Annotated in this window: 8 protein-coding genes and 1 tRNA gene; 6 read left to right on the top strand and 3 right to left on the bottom strand. The window is 58.9% G+C overall.

The features are described from left to right. Window positions 1-708: 708 nt before the first annotated feature. The 3 genes from IPK17_RS25375 to IPK17_RS25365 form a co-directional block, all read right to left on the bottom strand. Window positions 709-1140, bottom strand: coding sequence for a nuclear transport factor 2 family protein (locus IPK17_RS25375; protein ID WP_343420487.1), 432 nt, complete (start codon window positions 1138-1140; stop codon window positions 709-711). A gap of 175 nt (window positions 1141-1315) precedes the next feature. Beyond that, the gene (locus IPK17_RS25370; protein WP_343420486.1) at window positions 1316-2251 is read right to left on the bottom strand and encodes a TIR domain-containing protein; all 936 of its coding nucleotides are present in this window, start codon (window positions 2249-2251) and stop codon (window positions 1316-1318) included. Window positions 2252-2469: 218 nt separating this feature from the next. Next, a tRNA-Gly gene (locus IPK17_RS25365) sits at window positions 2470-2542 on the bottom strand. 114 nt (window positions 2543-2656) lie between these two features. On the opposite strand from IPK17_RS25365, the gene IPK17_RS25360 reads away from it, so the two are divergent. From IPK17_RS25360 to IPK17_RS25335, 6 genes are all read left to right on the top strand, one after another. After that, window positions 2657-3661 carry a lysylphosphatidylglycerol synthase transmembrane domain-containing protein gene (locus IPK17_RS25360; protein WP_343420485.1) on the top strand — a complete coding sequence of 335 codons (1005 nt, stop codon included), beginning with the start codon at window positions 2657-2659 and terminating at the stop codon, window positions 3659-3661. Between the two features lie 3 nt (window positions 3662-3664). Beyond that, complete coding sequence (locus tag IPK17_RS25355) at window positions 3665-4834, top strand: glycosyltransferase family 4 protein (RefSeq protein ID WP_343420484.1); 1170 nt, start codon at window positions 3665-3667, stop codon at window positions 4832-4834. After that, complete coding sequence (locus tag IPK17_RS25350; protein ID WP_343420483.1) at window positions 4791-5693, top strand: class I SAM-dependent methyltransferase; 903 nt, start codon at window positions 4791-4793, stop codon at window positions 5691-5693. Before IPK17_RS25355 ends, IPK17_RS25350 begins: the two co-directional genes overlap by 44 nt. Then, the gene (locus IPK17_RS25345) at window positions 5690-6223 is read left to right on the top strand and encodes a hypothetical protein (protein ID WP_343420482.1); all 534 of its coding nucleotides are present in this window, start codon (window positions 5690-5692) and stop codon (window positions 6221-6223) included. The genes IPK17_RS25350 and IPK17_RS25345 overlap by 4 nt, the downstream gene beginning before the upstream one ends. Beyond that, entirely contained in the window at window positions 6159-8183 is a 2025-nt protein-coding gene (locus tag IPK17_RS25340) for a hypothetical protein (RefSeq protein ID WP_343420481.1), read from the top strand. Before IPK17_RS25345 ends, IPK17_RS25340 begins: the two co-directional genes overlap by 65 nt. Before the next feature lie 125 nt (window positions 8184-8308). Next, on the top strand, window positions 8309-13576 hold the full coding sequence (locus tag IPK17_RS25335; RefSeq protein ID WP_343420480.1) for a DUF2298 domain-containing protein: 5268 nt from the start codon (window positions 8309-8311) through the stop codon (window positions 13574-13576). The last annotated feature ends 2 nt before the right edge of the window (window positions 13577-13578 follow it).

Genomic DNA, 13578 nt, shown 5'->3' with positions numbered 1-13578 from the left:
AGAACGCGCTGGACACTGGCGTGCTGCCTACCAATATGCTCGATTACACTATTCTGTACAATGCGCTGCCGTCGCTGAACTATCCACGTTCGATCTGTCCGCATCTGGTGGGCACGCATGAGTTCTTCCATCTACATGGTCACGTTCCGAAAGAAGTGAGCCATCTTCAGCTTGACAGCGGCGAAGTCCCCCTAGTCACCCCATGGTTCCTAGACAAGCTAGAGGGTTGTGTGGTCCTGCACGCCATGCCGATCGGCCGCGTCGAACAGGGCAGACTCGTCCCCAGATATACCCGGTTCTTCCTGACATATTTCTGCCAAAATCCGCGCCAGACGATTGAAGCGACCTATGCCCTGCAAGCCGATTCGATGGCGCGCGATGATACTTATTACCCGTATACTATTGCCTCAGGCTATCGCGTTTACCACACGGGCAAGAAAAGTATGATCTTCAGCGCTGGGCGCGGGCGGGTAAGCTCGGCTATCTGGATTACACCTCGGTCGATTTGCCGCTGCGTATCGGTCACGGCCTGGAACTGCCGGATCTGTACGGCAAGCTGGCGGGCCGCAGTTATCATTTCTTTTGGAGCGGTGGCCGATTTCGTACGTACTGATGATGTACGCACCTGCAAGGTACGGACAGCGAGTGAGAGCACCAAAACGTTTCTGTACCTCGTTGGTGGCCGTTTACGCAGCCAGCGACGGCACGTTAGTCGCCAACCAGCAGCCAACCGACGTAAACAAGCCTCCACAGCCCGTTATGCTTTTCGAGGATACGCGTTTCGTGGCTCAAGCCCGGCATATCCATATCCGGTTCACCTGTATCCGCCCCATATTGATCGAAGGTGACCCATGCCATCTGCTCACTCGTGCGTATGTGCAGCTTTTCCCGACGAACTTGGGCAGCTCGAGGATTAGGTGTCGGATTGCTGCTCATCAACTGCCGAACCGAAGTGCTGAGGGTTTCCCAGCCTTCAGTCACCCGAATTCCACCCCGAGCCCACCACCCAACCATGCGAATATCCGCAGTCTGCAGCCAGCAGTTGGCCCACGCCGCATAATCCTTCATCCAAAATGCCGTCGTTTCAGCGGTGATCACTTGCATTACAGCCTGATCGAGATCTGTCGCACCAGCGTTCATACTCGTCATTCTCTTTCATTATGAACAAGGACTTGTAGAGTTCCGGACTCCGGATAGTACGCCCAAGTGGTTGTCGCCAGCTCAACCTAACTCAGACTTCGTTCCTATATTTTGCCTCAGTGTTTTGGGTAGGAATGACAATGAGTACATGCGCTCCATGCGGTTTCTTCCCCATTTACGTTTTGTTCCACTCGACCGAGCACTGCGCCACGCCCAGCGCATCTTTCAGCCGCCGGAAGGCTTTAACCGGATCGGTTTGAAAATCGGTGTATTGCAGCACGCGCAGGCGGAACGGAATGCCCGTATTCCCCAAGAGAATCGGATAGATCTTCTTGCCGGATTCGCCGAAATAGCTCCACTCGGCTTTGACCACAATTGAGCGATTGGAGGGCGGCGTCAGTACCACGATCAGGGCATCCGAGGCATGAAGGGCTGATTCGAGCGCCGTATCCCAATCTGCACCCGGCAAAATGTTGTGATGGTCGACCCAGGTCTGCACACCGCAGCCATGCAGTTTCGCGGCGAGCAAATCCACAAACGCATCATCTTTGGTGGAATGGCTGATAAACACTAACTGATCTACTTTCCCGCCAAACAGCATCGCATGCACAGTTTTGACGAGGGCGACGCCGACGAGCCGACGCAGGTTGTCGAGCGAGCGGAATTCATACACATATTTGGAGCGGCGAATCTCATCTTTGAACTGTGTCAGCTTGAGTTTGCGCTCCTCCTCCTGTTCTCGCTCGTTATCGGGCACGATAATGTCATTGCCTTCCTTATCGACCCGTGCCAGGAAGAAGAGGAGCATGGGGATTTTGCGCTCCAGGGCCCAATGGTATTCCATATGAATAAACGAGCGGTTGCCGTCGGGGGTGCCTTCTCCGAAACGGTCTTTTTCGGGAATCCAGCCGTAGTAATGGGCGTAAATACCGATGAAGATGTCGGCGCGCAGCATTTCGTTGTAACACAGCTGATAGATACGGCTGTCTGGGGAAGCCGCGGCGACACTCGCGAAGTCCGACGTACGCAGACCGATGCCGGTCACCAACTCGGTGATGACCTCACGTTCACGCAGCAGCCCTCGGGAGGTGGCACTGATGTAGACGTTCAACGGTTCGTCCCTTTCCATAAGCACTAACTTTCTCTGAACAGGCTTGAAACTTTAGGTTTCCCGGGATCGGATGGTGGGGCTAGGAAGAGACGTAGGATGCGATTGGAAACAGTGATGACCTTCGGGAGGCGGTTGGAAACGGTGGTCCGGCGTGGTTGCCCGGTGCTCAAAAATAAAAATGTCATCCGCTCTTGATTAAGGGGATGACATCCAAGAAGAGCGGGTTATGAGACTCGAACTCACGACATTTTGCTTGGGAAGCAAACGCTCTACCAACTGAGCTAAACCCGCACTACAGTTTGAATTCTATGCCGCTCTCCCGTGATTGTCAAGGTCGCATCCCTATACGCGAGGGCGGATCATGCTATAATGCCCCATCAGCGAGGAACGAATAGGGTACGTAGGTTGGTTAAATACGGGCGTGTGATTGTGCTGGGAGCGGTCGTCAGTTTCGCCGCGATCTACCTGATCTTTACGCAGCTCCGCGACAACGATCTCTCGTTGATTGGGGCGGCGTTAAGGAATGCGCGCTATTCCTATGTCGCGCTCAGTGCCTTGATCATCGCGGCGGGGTTGTTTGCGCGTGGGGCACGCTGGCGCGCCCTTCTCAACAATGACTTGTCGTTCTGGCGAGCTTTCAGCATCAACAATGTCGCGTATCTCATCAATGGGCTGATTCCGTTTCGAGTTGGGGAGCTGGCCAAGATCTATCTCGCGACCCGCGCTGAGCCGCCGGTTCCAGTGCTCAGATCGACCAGCACGATCATCGTCGAACGATTGCTTGATCTCATTTCCATCTTTGTGATTACGCTGCTGGCGGTGTCGCAGGGCGATTTGCCGGAGGACTTGCGTCGGACAGCCTTGTTTCTCGCCCCGCTGGCAGTTGTCGGTTTTGTCATCCTTGTGGTGCTCTCTGGTCAGCGGGAGCGGACCCTCCGCGTAGTAGGTGCGCTGGTCGCCCGTCTGCCGATCCGCTGGAATGTTGTCGGGTGGATGGAGCACTTTCTCGATGGCTTAAGTCCGCTCACTGACTGGCGGCGCTTTGCGCTCGTGGGCTTCTTCAATGTCTTGAGCTGGGTGAGTTCGGTTGTCTCCGGTTATGTGCTGATGTTTGCTTTCTTCGATCAAGCGCATTGGGGTGCGACGCTGCTGTTCACGTCGATGGCTTCGCTGGCCGTCGCTGTGCCGGCGGTGCCGGGTAATCTGGGCACGTACGAGCTGTCGATTTTGCTGGCACTGCAAGCGATGAATTTCGGCGATGCGTCGGCGACGGTCGGCGCGTTTGCCGTGGCCGTGCACGCGGTGAACCTGTTCATCAACGCGGGCATGGGGGTGATTGGCTTTATTCAAGAGGGTATTTCGCTGCAGCAGCTCTCGCAGGGGGTGCGGGAAATGCGTCCGTCGGGGTAAATCATGCACGGTGACAAACTCAAAATTCTCATCAGCCTGTTGTACTACTATCCGCATACAACCGGTTTGACTATTCATGTGCAGCGCATCGCCGAAGAACTTGTGCGGCGTGGGCACGATGTGACGGTACTGACCGCGCGCTACAGCAATGACCTGCCGCGTGATGATAAGCTGACGCACAAGGGGGTGCGCATTGTGCGCTTGTGGGCTCCAATTCGTATGAGCCGGGGCATGATCATGCCCGCGTATCCGTGGGCGGCCTTCAAGTTGATGCGCCAGCACGATGTGGTCAGCATTCACACGCCGATGCTGGAGACAGCGCTCGTCGCCCTGATCTCAGTGCTCGCGCGGCGCAAGCTGATCATCACCCATCACGGCGACCTCGTTTTGCCGGATGCGCTGCTGAACCGCTTCATCCAAGGCACGATGTTCTTGCTATACCGCATTGCCGCCCTGGTTGCGCCCAAGATCATCGCCTACAGTCGAGATTACGCGGATCAGTCCTACTATCTGCTGCCGTTCCGCGACAAAGTGGTGCCGAATTACCCGCCAATCCACATGCCGCCGCCACAGCCGGAACGCGTGGCGCAGATGCGCGCCGAGTGGTCGCAGACCGGCGGGCCAATCATCGGTTATGCCGGGCGCTTCGTGCCGGAAAAACGCCCCGATCTGGCGATCAAAGCACTGGATGTGATCAACCAGACGTACCCTAACGCCCGGTTGGTTTTCATGGGCGAGTACGACATTCCGTATGAAGACACTTGGACTAGGCAGCGCGAGTTGGTGCGTCAATACGAGTCTCAGCTAAAATTCCTTGGGATCGTCCGTGACCAACAGGAAGTGGCCAACTTCTACGCGGCGTGCGACGTGCTGGTTTTGCCGAGCGATACCGAATGCTTCGCGCTGGTGCAGGTCGAAGCGATGCTGTGCGGGACGCCGGTCGTCATGACGGATATCCCCGGCGGTCGTGTGCCGGTGCGAGAGACGGGGATGGGCAAGCTGGCCAAGCAGGGAGATGCTCAATCCATCGGTCAGGCGTTGGTCGACGTGCTCAACGAGCCGGAGAAGTACACCAAGTCCCGCGAATTTATCGAAGACGTATTCTCCTTCCAAGAAACGGTGGATACTTATGAACGACTCTTCCGCACTTACGCCCACCAACGCGCGCACTGAGAGCGGGCGTGCCCCGGTTGATCCGCAGTTGATCGCGCGGATGACGCGCAATGAAGCGGACATGGCATTCAAGAAGCGCGTGCAGACCATCTTCGACTGGGTGATGCCTGCCGATGATGATGTGATTCTCGACATTCCGTGCGGACGCGGCTTTTACCTCAATATGATCCGCTATGTGAGTAAATGTCAATTGGTGGGTGCGGAGCTTGACGGCGACGTGATCCGCAAGGCCCAGGCGAATGTCGGTCACTTGCCGGATATTCAGCTTAATCAGGCGAACATCTACGCGCTGCCATACCCTGACAACACGTTTGACGCAGTGATCCTCTCTGAAATCCTTGAACATATCGACGATGATGTGGCGGGTTTGCGGGAAGTCTATCGCGTGTTGAAGCCGAACGGTGTGGTCGCCATTACGGTGCCCAATGCCGATTACCCGTTCTGGTGGGATCCGATCAACCGGACGCTGGAATTTCTGTTCAAGCGCCCGATTCGCACCGGGATGTTCGCGGGTATCTGGGCGAATCATGTCCGCCTGTATCGCCGCGATCAACTGCGTGCCTCGGTCTTGGCGGCGGGCTTCCAAGTGGAGGAGGAACGCGCCTTCACGCATGACAGCTTCCCCTTCATTCATAATCTGGTCTATGGCATTGGGATGCCGCTGCTGGAATCAGGCGCGCTGCCGGGCAACATGGCGACGGCGGCGAACCGCATCACCTTCGACCAGAATGATGGCAGCCTGCTTAATCCAATCAACTTGGGGCTGAAGGTCTTCAACTTCTTTGACCGGAACAACTCCATCAGCGAACCCGTCGGACGGTCGACGGTCAATCTCGCGATCAAGGGGCGTAAAGCATGAGCGATCTGCATGGCAGCACGGACGACCGGAGCGATCTGCCTTTGGAACCGTCGAGCGGCGCGATCCTCGCCGCCGAACCGGTCGAGACCGAATTCGAAGATTTGACGCTGGCGCAGGCGCTGGATTTGCTCGTGCGCAAGCCGCGTGCGACGATAGCCGCGCTCGCGCGGGTCGCTTCGCAGCGACCGGACACGCCGCCCGCCTTGGTCGAGTCGATCCCGGTGGTTGTGCCGACGCCGAAACCGCGCGTCCGCCGCGCCGCCGATGCGCCGATAATGTCAGCCGGGGAGCCTGTGCTGGTCGCTCGTTCCGAGACGATCCAGCTTTTGTTGCGGTTGGGGGCATTCGGATTGGCGGTGTACGGCGGCGTGCAAATGTTCGTCAGCCAGCAGTACGTCGACGAATTCGGTTTGTATGTTGGTGCGCCGTATTTGGTCGCGGCGTTTGTGCTGTGGTTGCTCGCCGATGGGATGTTCTTCCGCCTGCCCGCGATGGGCGGCGCTGTCCCTGCGCCCGAAGCTCCGCTTTGAACCGCTGTCGATGAGCAGCGTCACGTGGCGGATTTTCACGGCGGTGGGGGCCGCGGTGACGGGCATCCTCGCGTGGACGCTCAACGGTAACAATCTGTTCACGCTCGAAGGCGTGATCATGTGGTTTGCGTGCATCTTCCTGACCATCTGGACAGTCGCGCCGAGTGGGTGGACGCCGCTTACGCCCTTCACCAAGCTGCTCGATGCGATCTTCAGCTTGCGTCTAAGCTGGGTGTTCATCGCCGTGGTCGCGATCACCTTGTTCGGCGCGTATTTCCGCTTCAGCGGACTGGTCAGCACACCGCCAGAGATGACGAGCGATCACGTCGAAAAGCTGCTGGATGCCAATCGCGTGCTTAACGGCGAAACGAATGTGTTCTTCGCCAACAATCACGGTCGGGATGCGATTCAGTTCTATTTGCTGGCGTTCTCAGCGCGCTTTCTGGGGCAGGAACTGAACTTCATGCTGCTCAAGACCCTCACGGCGATTGAGGGCATCATTACACTCCCCGTACTGTTCTGGATGGGGCGCGAGGTCATCGGGCGCGACAACCGCAAACTGGGCAACCTCGTCGGGGTGCTGGTGGCGGCGCTGGTCGCGGTGAGCTACTGGCATGGCGTGTTGAGCAGTTTAGGGCTGCGGATTGTGCTTACACCGCTGTTCGTGGCGCTGCTCGTCGGGTTTATGGCGCGCGCACTGCGTGAGAGTCGCCGTGCCGACTGGATCGCCGCTGGGCTGACACTCGGCGTCGGGTTGTATGCCTATCAGGCGATTCGGATGCTCCCGGTGGTGGTGGTGCTTGGCTTCCTGATCGCGCTGATCTTCAAATATCGCACGCTGACGGTCCGACGCGAACTCGTCGTTAACTTCATCGTCTTGGTGATCGTCTCGTTCAGCGTGTTTATTCCGCTGTTCCGCTATTCAGTCGATTTCCCTGAAGATTTCTGGCGGCGTACGTCCGGTCGGCTATTCGGCGATGATCTGACACAGCAAACAGACGAGAACGGCAACCTCGTCATGCGCGTGCCGAGCTTGCAGGAGCGCATCGACGCCTTCAACCAGAACTTTCCCGCGCTGCTGAGCAACATCCGCAACAGCGTGCTGATGTACAACTGGAAAGGGGATATCGCGTGGTTCCAGAACGCGCCCATGCATCCGGCGATGGACATTATCACCGGCGGGCTGCTGATCATTGGCACGGCGGCGTGGATCACACGGATGCTGAAGCGGCGCGATGCGGGGGATTGGGTCATTTTGCCCATGATCCTGATCATGATGCTGCCGTCGGCGCTCTCCATTGCCTACCCGCAGGAAAACCCGAGCGCCACGCGCATGAGCGGAACGCTGCCGGGCGTGTATCTGCTGGCGGCCTTCGGCTTGGCGCTGATCGTGCGCACCCTGAGCCGCTTGGCAGGGCGCTTCGGCACGCTGATCGGCGCGGTGGCTGTGTTAGGGCTGCTCCTGTTCGCCTTTAGCGCTAACCAGTTCACCTTGTTCACCGAATACCGCGAGTTCTATCTGCTCAATTCGCTGCCGCATCACGAAGGCGGTGAAGTGCTGCGCGGTTTCGTGGGGCAGCAGGGCGGGCGCTACGGCAACGCCTTCATCTTGTCGTCGCCGTACTGGTGGGATCATCGCGCGGTCGGCATCGAAGGTGGACGTGTCGACTTCCCGAATACGATTTTGAGTATTGGCGAGGCGGCAGGGTACCTGCGGGATGCGCAGGCGCAGCGCAGCGGCGAATATCAGTTTGACCCGAACAGCCCGGCGATCTTCTTCTACAACACAGCGAATATTGAAGCCGAGGACTGGCTGGAAACGAATTTCCCGGACGGCTTCTGGCAGTTATACCAGACATCGATCCCCGGCAAAGACTTCAAAGTCTACTGGGCGCCGGCGCTGGGAGATGAAGGCTTTGTGGACTTCTTGGAGCAGAACATCGCTGCCCCACCGCAGTGAGGTATTTTGGGGCGAAATGTGTAAAATGGGGCAAATTCCGTCGTAGAGGCGCAGCCTGCTGCGCCTCTACCCATGCGCCGAAATGATGATCCCGCGCCCGCCGCGGTTTATGTGCAAGGGACTTTATGCAAGACGTTCAACAGCTTACAGCGCCGCCGCGCGTCCGCTCAAGTTCTGCGGTGAACAGCAATGTGCTCGTCGGCGTGATTCTCCTCGTGACTATGCTCGCTGGCGGTTATTTCCGCTTCGTCGGCTTGAACTGGGATGATTTCACGCATTTGCACCCGGACGAACGCTTCATGACGGATGTGGTGCAGGGTTTAGGTCGCCAGCTCAACCCGAGCGGTGACGAACTTTCCCGCGCCGAGCAAATCGCTGACTGCCTGTCACGGTATCCCGATACGGGCGGCAGAGGCGCGTTCTTCGATGCGCGCTGCTCACCGTGGAATCCGCTAAATGCGAATCAGGCGCACGGGCTGTACGTCTACGGTACGCTGCCGCTCTTCATGGCGCGTGGCGCGGCGGAAGCCTTTGCCGTGGGCACCGAATGGTACGCAGCGACTGTGCTCGGCAACCCCGACTACGAAGGCCAGCACTGGACATCTTACGACGGCATCCACCTCGTGTGGCGGGCGATTTCGGCATTGTGCGAGATGAGCGCCATCGTGCTCGTGTTCGCCATTGGGCGCAAGCTGCATGACAAGTGGATCGGCTTGCTGGCGTCACTGTTGTATGCCGGGACGGTGTTCTCCATTCAGATGGCGCACTTCGCTACGGTCGATTCAATCAGCAACTTGTTCACCACGCTGGCCATCTTCTACGGTGTGTGTGTGCAGCGCCACGGCAAAATCCGCGATTACGCGTTGTTCGGCGTGATGGTCGGCGCGACGGTGGCGTCGCGCATCAACTTAGCGCCGCTGGCCGGGCTGATTGTGATCGCTGCGGCCATCCAGCTTGCGCCGGTCTTCGACGCCAAAACCTCCAGCGCGGAACGGTCGCGCCTGTGGACGATTCATCTCACGGGGTTAGTAATCTCCGGCATCTTTGCCTTCCTCGTGTTCCGCGTGGCGAACCCCTACACCTTCACCGGGCCGGGCTTCTTCGGTTTAATGCCGTATTCGCGCTGGCTGGACAACATGGGCACGGCGCAGGCGCTCAACTCTGGCACGATTGACAGCCCGCCAAACTTCCAGTGGGTCGCGCGCGCTGCCTATCTGTTCCCGCTCAACAACATGGTGGTGTGGGGCATGGGCATCCCGTTGGGGATCGCCTGCTGGATTGCGTGGGGCGTGGCCGGTTATCGCATCGTGCGCGGGCGACCGGGCGCGCTGGCGAACATTCTGCTGTTCGTCTGGATTCTCGTGTATTTCGGCTGGATGGGGCGCAACTGGGTGACGACCATGCGCTACTTCATCCCAATTTACCCGACGTTAGTTCTGTTAGCGGCATGGGGCTTGGTCAGCCTGTACCGCTCAGCGCGCGGATCACGGCGGACGGTAGCAGGCGGATTGATCGGTGTAACGGCGGCCTTCACCATCGTGTGGGCGCTGATGTTCACGAATATCTACCGCAACATGCTCACCCGCGTGCAGGCGAGTTACTGGGTGTGGGAAAACGTCTCTGGCGATTTCTCGATGCAGATCGAGACGGAGGATGGTTCGCCTGCGCCGCTGATCAATATTGCGGTCACGAATGCCATGTACGGCACGACGACCGCGGATGACCTCGCCCAGCATGTGACGCATTTCTATTCGGGTTTCCCGCTGTCGACGTACAGCTTTACGCCGCAGGCGTCGGGCATGGTCACGACCATCTACGCGCCGCACCTCGGCGACCCACTGGATGATCCCGATCCCGAAGTGCTGACGTTCTCGATCACTGAACCGGACGGCACCCTGCTGACGACGGCGCGCATCGAAGAGAACTTCACACGGGAAAACAGCCCCATCGGCGATAGCTACGAAATCCCACTCTCCGAACCGCTGATGGTGGTCGAAGGTCAGGAATACAGCTTCCAGGTCAACGTGCAGTTAGGCGATGAAGTGATCAGCGGCGGTTCGATTCTCACGTGGGAGGGCGCGTGGGATGACCCGTTCCCGATTGGCGTGTGCGAACTGCCGGAAGGCGTGACTCTCGCCGACAGCCCGCCGCCCGGACAAATCATGGATGCGCGCGACTGCCGCCGCCTCGATACGGGATGGTCGCTGGTGAGCGGCTATCAGCAGGACATCGTCTACGAGGACGAAGAATTCAAGCGCACGAACGTGCTGCGCACGCTGGACGACAGCGACTACATCGTCATCAGCAGCAATCGCTTCTATGACACGCTCTCGCGCAACCCGGCGCGCTGGCCGTGGACCAACTTCTACTATGACAAGCTGTTCGCGGGCGAACTCGGCTACGACCTCGTCAACGTCGTTCAGGAAACCTATGAATGGGGGCCGCTGCGCGTCAGCGACCAGTATCTGCCGTTCTACGATGCGCCCGACTGGCTGAACGAATTCGAAGCGGAAGAAGCCTTCCACGTCTACGATCACCCGGTGGTTATGATCTTCCAGAAGCGCGCCGACTACGACCGGCAGGCGGTGGCGGATTTGCTCTACAGCATCCCGGTGACGCGGGTTGGGGGCTTCAACGCGAACTGCCAACCCGACCTCGATTGGGGCTACTGCGACACGACGATCACCAATGTCTCGACGGTCGAATCTGCTGAGATCGACCGCGCCCCGACCAACTATCGCTTCACCAGCCAGTTACAGCAGATTCAGGAGACGGGCGGTACGTGGTCGGAACGCTTTGACGTCACCAGCATCATCAACACCAGCCCGGCGGTCACCATCAGCATGTGGTGGCTGACGATTGTGCTGTTTGGGTGGCTGACCTTCCCGCTGCTGTTCGCGCTGCTGCCCGGGCTGGCGGATCGTGGGTTTGCGATCAGCAAATTTACGGGCATGTTCCTTGTCGCGTGGCTGACATGGTTTGTCGCCAGCCTGCGTGTGCCTGTCTGGTCGCAGATCGGCGTGCTGGTCGCGCTGATTCTCGTCGCCGCGCTGGGCATGGCTGTCATGTGGCGGCGGCGCGGCGAATTCGTCGAGTATTTGCAGACGCACTGGCGGCGCTTGCTCATCATCGAAGTAGTGACGCTGGCGGCCTTCGGTTTATTCCTGTTCATCCGCTTGACCAACCCCGATCTCTGGCATCCGAGTTTTGGCGGCGAAAAGCCCATGGATTTCGCCTATTTCAATGGCGTCCTGCGCAGTTCGGTCTTCCCACCCTATGACCCGTGGTACGCAGGCGGGTATATCAACTACTACTATTTCGGCTACGTGATCGTCGGCGCGCCGGTGCTGCTGCTCGGCGTCATCCCGTCGATTGCCTACAACCTCATTCTGCCGACGTTGTTCGCGACCGCCGGAATTGCCGCGTTTGCCGCCGCGTTCAACGTGGTGAGCCGCCTCAATTGGAAGCGGGCGAACCCGTATTTTGCGGGCATCGCCGCGCTGATGATGTGTGTGCTGTTCGGCAACCTCGATACGCCGCGGGTGTTTCTGTCCGGCGTCGCGCAGATGGGCGGCTATACGCGCCCAACCGGGATCGAACAGTGGCTGATTCTCGACTACACCGAGACCAACGGCATGCCGCCGGATGCCGCGGCTTTTCAGGACATCAGCAACCGGGTGCAGTCCGGCAATATCATTGACCGGGTGCGCTACGAGGTCGACATCGCTGTTGATCTATTGGTCGATATGGGCAACGGTTTCGGCAAGCTGTTCAGTGGCCAACCCCTCGCGGTGGGGGCGGAGCGCTGGTTCTGGGGGCCAAGCCGTGTGTTAGGCGAAACGCCGGGCGTGGAAGGGCAGGCGATCACCGAAATGCCCATGTTCACGTTCGTGTATGGCGACCTGCACGCGCACATGATCTCTATGCCCATGCAGTTGATTCTGCTCGGCTTGCTGCTCAACGAAATCCTGATCGCCGGGTCAGATACGCGCTCCCGCTGGGCGCGCACGCTGGCGATTTTCCTGATCGGCGCGCTGGCGGGCATGCTGCGCGCGACGAATACGTGGGACTGGATCACTTACATGATCCTCGGCACGGTGGGATTGGCGCTGGCATGGTGGTTGGCGTGGAAGCGTGTCAACCGCCGCTCGCTGATCGATGCCGCGTGGCGTGTCGGTGGATTCCTCGCGGTCAGCTTCATCGCCGTGATGCCGTTCACGAGCTGGTATTCGAGCGTGTACAGCCGCATTCTGCCGTGGAATGACGGCAAAACGCCGATCTGGGCGTATTTTGACATCCACGGGCTGTTCCTCTTCCTGCTGGTGACGCTGCTGGTGTGGGATACCGGGCGCTGGTTCCGCAGCGTGCGCGTGAAGGCGCTGCGTGGCACGGCTCCGTACCTGCTGGTCGGCTTGGTGCTCATCGGCGTGCTGCTCTTGATCGCCTTGTTCCTCGCGTTACGCGAATATCAGGTGACGATCATTGTGGTGCCGCTGCTGTTGTGGACGGCGGCGCTGCTGCTGCGACCCGGTCAAAGCCGACCGATGCAGTTCCTGATGCTGATCTCTGCGCTGGCGCTTGGCCTGACGCTGGGCGTGGAATACGTCGTGCTGGACGGCGATATTGGCCGCCAGAACACGATCTTCAAGTTCTACATGCAGGTGTGGCTGATTTTCAGTGTGATGGGTGGCGCGGTCGCCGCGTGGATGTTCGCCAGCCTCGACAACTGGCGACCGGGTCTGCGCAATGCGTGGTCGGTGGCCTTCGCCGTACTGGTGACCATCGCCGCGATGTTCCCAATCATGGCCTCACAGGGGAAGTCCATCTTCCGTTTCGACAACGAGCAGCCATTCACGCTGGATGGCGCGGAGTTCATGAAGTACGCCAGCCAGTGGGAAGCCGACGACCTCGTGATGGCGCTTGACCCCACGGTGACGCCGTTCGCGCTGGATAACGACTACCAGCTCATCCGCTGGATGCAGGACAACATTCAAGGCTCGCCGACGATTGTCGAGGGTCTGAGCGATAACACGCAGTACCGCTGGAATGGGCGCATTTCGATCTATACGGGTTTACCCGCCGTGCTCGGGTGGCACTTCCACCAGTGGCAGCAGCGGACGATGGAGTGGACGCGCCAGTTTAACGACAACCGCTACGCAAATGTCGTCGCGTTCTACAATTCGCCCAGCATCGACTATGCGTGGCAGTTCCTCCAATACTATGACGTGAGCTATGTCGTCGTCGGCAACATTGAGCGCGCCTATTATCGACCGGATCGACTGGCGAAGTTCGATACCATGGTTGAGCGGGGGCTGCTCTCGGTGGTCTACCAGCAAGGCAATACGACGTTATATCAGGTGAATAAAGACGCGCGCTTGTTGGATCAAGGCTGACG

Source organism: Candidatus Flexifilum breve (genome assembly GCF_016713355.1).
Note: the sequence above shows the minus strand (reverse complement) of the source record. Positions and strands in the feature narration are given on the sequence as shown.

What these genes read in the sequence shown, in the direction of transcription:
- IPK17_RS25375 (WP_343420487.1), bottom strand. Translation starts at nt 1,140, where the DNA reads ATGAACGCTGGTGCGACAGATCTCGATCAGGCTGTAATGCAAGTGATC.
- IPK17_RS25355 (WP_343420484.1), top strand. Translation starts at nt 3,665, where the DNA reads ATGCACGGTGACAAACTCAAAATTCTCATCAGCCTGTTGTACTACTAT.
- IPK17_RS25350 (WP_343420483.1), top strand. Translation starts at nt 4,791, where the DNA reads ATGAACGACTCTTCCGCACTTACGCCCACCAACGCGCGCACTGAGAGC.
- IPK17_RS25345 (WP_343420482.1), top strand. Translation starts at nt 5,690, where the DNA reads ATGAGCGATCTGCATGGCAGCACGGACGACCGGAGCGATCTGCCTTTG.
- IPK17_RS25340 (WP_343420481.1), top strand. Translation starts at nt 6,159, where the DNA reads ATGGGATGTTCTTCCGCCTGCCCGCGATGGGCGGCGCTGTCCCTGCGC.
- IPK17_RS25335 (WP_343420480.1), top strand. Translation starts at nt 8,309, where the DNA reads ATGCAAGACGTTCAACAGCTTACAGCGCCGCCGCGCGTCCGCTCAAGT.